Origin of the sequence: Streptomyces sp. WAC06614 (genome assembly GCF_003949795.1) — a bacterium.
GTDB lineage: Bacteria > Actinomycetota > Actinomycetes > Streptomycetales > Streptomycetaceae > Streptomyces.
Map to the genome: position 1 here is coordinate 1 of NZ_RPRY01000492.1, position 3,685 is coordinate 3,685.

Genomic DNA, 3,685 nt, shown 5'->3' on the forward strand with positions numbered 1-3,685 from the left:
CACCCACTGCGCGTAGCAGTCGGCGTCCTCCAGGACCTCCCACACCCGCTCGGGCGTGGCGGGGGTAGGCGCCGGGTCGGTCCTGACTCCGAGCGAGCAGCGTAGGAGGCCGTCATGGCCGTACAGCACCGCCTCGTGCACGCCCCGCCCGAGCGGGTGTGGGAGGTCCTGGAGGACGCCGACTGCTACGCGCAGTGGGTGGTGGGCACGCACCGCTCGCGGGCGGCGGACGGCCGGTGGCCTCAGCAGGGCTCGGCGCTGCGCTACCAGGTGAAGGCCGGCCCGCTGTCGTTCGAGGGCGAGACGGTGGTCCGCGTGCACGAGCCGCCGGACCGGCTGGAGTTGGAAGCGATGGCCGGTGATCACGCCAGTGCGCGGATCGCCATCGAGGTGCGGCCCTGGGGTGCGGACACCCTGGTCGTCGTGGACGAGCACCCGCTGCGCGGCAGGGGCTGGAACGTCCACCACGCCGCCGTCGACGCCGTCGCCCAGTGGCGCCACCGCGCCATGCTGGCGCGTCTGGCGCGCGCGTGCGAGGACGGGCATTGTGGCCGGTCCTGACGCGGTGGTCATCGGTTCCGGCCCCAACGGCCTGGTCGCGGCGAACGTCCTGGCCGACGCGGGCTGGCAGGTGGTGGTGCTGGAGGCGGCGGCGTGGGCGGGTGGCGCGGTCCGCAGCGACCGGGAGGTCGACCCTACGTACGTCCATGACGTGTTCAGCGCCTTCTACCCGCTGGCGGCGGCTTCGCCGGTGATCCGGCGGATGCGGCTGGAGGAGTACGGGCTGTGCTGGAGCCGGGCCCCCGCCGCCGTCGCCCATCCGCTGCCGGACGGCCGCTGCGCCGTCCTCGCCGCCGACCCGGACGCGACGGCGGACTCCCTGGAGAGCTTCGCCCCCGGCGACGGGGAGGCCTGGCTGCGGCTGTACCGGCTGTGGCAGCGCATCGGCGACGACCTGCTGGAGTGCCTGTTCACGCCCTTCCCGCCGGTCCGGGCGGGCGGAAAGCTGGCCCTGCGCCTCGGCTACGCCGAGGCACTGCGGTTGGCGCGCACCATGCTGCTGCCCGCCCGGCGGTTCGGCGAGGAGGAGTTCGCCGGGGTCGGCGGACGGCTGCTGATCGCGGGCAACGCCCTGCATGCCGACCTGGCTCCCGAGTCGGCGCTGGGCGGCGGGTTCGGCTGGCTGATGTGCATGCTCGGGCAGAAGTACGGCTTCCCGGTACCGCGGGGCGGCGCGCAGGCGCTGACCGACGCCCTGGTACGCCGGCTGACGGCGCGTGGTGGCGTCGTGCACTGCGACCAGCCGGTCACCGAGGTCCTGGTACGGCGCGGGCGTGCCGAGGCCGTCCGTACCGCGGACGGCACGCTGGTCACGGCGCGCAGGGCCGTCCTGGCCGCGGTGCCGGCTCCGGTGCTGTACGGACGGCTGCTGCGCGACGTGGACCTGCCGGCCCGGCTGCCGGAGGACCTGCGGCGCTTCCAGTGGGACTTCTCCACGGTCAAGGTCGACTGGGCCCTGTCGGGGCCGATTCCCTGGCGGGCGGCGGGAGCACGTACCGCCGGAACGGTTCACCTGGCCGACGGGGTGGACGAGCTCACGCTCTTCGCCGCGCAGATCGCCATGCGGCAGGTACCGGCCACGCCGTTCGCGGTGCTCGGGCAGATGACCACCGCGGACCCGAGCCGCTCCCCGGCGGGCACCGAGTCCGCGTGGGCCTACACGCACGTGCCGCAGGAGATCACCGGTGACGCCGGCCCGGACGGCCTCACCGGCCGGTGGGACGAGCAGGAGAAGGAGGCCGTCGCCGACCGGATCCAGGCCCAGGTGGAGCGCTACGCCCCCGGGTTCGGCGCCGCCGTCCGCGCCCGTAGGATCCTGGCCCCGCCCGACCTGGAACGCCTCAACCCCGCCCTCGCCGGCGGCGCCATCAACCAGGGCACCACCAACCTGTACCAGCAGCTGTTCTTCCGCCCCGTCCCCGGCAGCGGCCGGCCCACCACCCCGATCGCCGGCCTGTACCTGGCCTCCGCCTCCGCCCACCCGGGCGGCGGCGTCCACGGCGCCCCCGGCCACAACGCCGCCCGCAGCGCCTTGCGCACGCCCCACCCCCTGCGCAGACGCCGCCACGGCCGTACGCGGTGAGGAGCTGCTCAGAGCCCGTACCACTCTGCTGCTCCACACCGACGGCCTGGTGGAACGCCGCGGCACCGACATCGACGTCTCGGTGCAGGCCCTGGAGACCTGACCCTGCCGGCGGACGGTCCTCTCGACGACATGCCCGACACGTGCCCGGCCCGCCTGCCCGGCGAACGGCCCGCACGGGACGACGTCGCACTCCTCGCCGCCGGCCGACGCGACGGGCCGCCCTGTGACCCCGGGGGGGACGGCTGTCAGGGGTGGTGGCGGGTCATGTGCATGTGCCAGTTCGTGAGCCAGGTGCGGCCCTCGTCCAGGGAGAAGGCCTGCTCCCAGTGGGCGGTCGTGTCGGTGATCCCGGACCAGACGAAGCGGACCTTCACCTGATGGCCGTCGTGTTCGTCGGCGCCGTGGAAGACGCCGGTGCCGTCCGGGTGGAACCGGCCGGTGACGGGCGGGAAGAGGGTGCCGGTGCGCTTGCTCGCCCAGTACAGGGACCACGCGTCGGCGGCCGGGTCGTAGAGGCGCAGGGTCAGGCCCGCGAAGCCCTTGGTGGGGAATTCGATCTCGTCGAAGCTGGCGCGGCCGTCGAAGTGTGCGCAGGCGTGGGTGCGGCCGGGGAACTCCTCCCAGCGGTCGTCGCCCTCCGTGGGGTCGAGGAAGTCCTTCCGCCAACGGTTGACGACGTCGTAGGTGCCGGTGAAGAAGGCGAAGCCAGTGCTGTTGTCCATGGGCAGGACGGTAGGAGGGGTCTGCTGACATCTTGTGTCAGGGGATCCGACCGGATCGCTACGGACCGGGGGCGGGACGGGGCGGACGCGGACGGGGCGGCCGCGGACGAGGCGGACGCGGGCCGGACTTGCGGTCGGTGACCGTCGCCGCCTCGGCGCAGGACGCGCGGGAACACGACTGTGGTCCAGGGAGGTTGCCGGATGTGGCCGTCAACGGCCTTTCTCGGCATCAGCGGTACGGCGCCGGACCGGTGGAGGACACCAAGACGTGGCCCGTTCCCGGGTCGGTGTTCGCGTCCCGCGCCCGTAGGACCGTGCGGGCCGGCGGCGCGTGGCCGCGTGCCCGTCCGCGGCTCCTCCCGGCCCGTCGGAGCTCCCGTCAGCGCTTCTGCCAGAGCGTGAGCCGCGTGGCGTAGTCGGGGAGGTTGCCGTGGCCGGCGGTGATGCCGGTGACCTCCAGCAGCGCCAGTCGGCCCTGGGTCGTGACCGTGCACAGCAGCGTCCCGACGGGGACGGTGGTGCGCAGGTCCTCCGTCTTGATCTCGGTCGGCAGGACATCGCCCCGGGCGCCTTCAAGGCATTGCTGCGGCGCCTTTGCGGTGCTCCTGCCCATCGGGGTGGAGAAGTGCCAGCGGCCGCCCGAGATCTCGCTGAGCATGATCTCGCGGCCCGGGGTGTCCGGTACGACCTGGGGGACGTCGAGGTCGACCCGGGCGATATTGGCCCCGGTCGGCGCACGGAGGGCCAGCGGGCGGTCCTGGAGGACGACGGAGTAGCCGGCGTCGTCAGGGGGCGAGGTGAGGGGGGAGGGTACGGG

The 3,685-nt window shown here is 74.0% G+C and carries 3 protein-coding genes and 1 pseudogene; 2 read left to right on the plus strand and 2 right to left on the minus strand.

The annotated features are described in order from the left end of the window. Positions 1-114 precede the first annotated feature (114 nt). A complete protein-coding gene (locus tag EF918_RS33730; RefSeq protein ID WP_125652697.1) occupies positions 115-561 on the plus strand; it encodes an SRPBCC family protein in 447 nt (148 codons plus the stop codon). After that, the gene (locus tag EF918_RS33735; protein ID WP_125652698.1) at positions 548-2,143 is read left to right on the plus strand and encodes an NAD(P)/FAD-dependent oxidoreductase; all 1,596 of its coding nucleotides are present in this window, start codon (positions 548-550) and stop codon (positions 2,141-2,143) included. The genes EF918_RS33730 and EF918_RS33735 overlap by 14 nt, the downstream gene beginning before the upstream one ends. Before the next feature lie 248 nt (positions 2,144-2,391). Here the strand turns inward: EF918_RS33735 and EF918_RS33740 are convergent, their stop codons facing one another. Both EF918_RS33740 and EF918_RS37445 read right to left on the minus strand, forming a co-directional pair. Further along, positions 2,392-2,868, minus strand: a complete 477-nt coding sequence (locus tag EF918_RS33740) for a hypothetical protein (RefSeq protein WP_125652699.1) — start codon at positions 2,866-2,868, stop codon at positions 2,392-2,394. Between the two features lie 379 nt (positions 2,869-3,247). Next, positions 3,248-3,685, minus strand: a pseudogene (locus EF918_RS37445) (hypothetical protein); the annotation flags it as partial.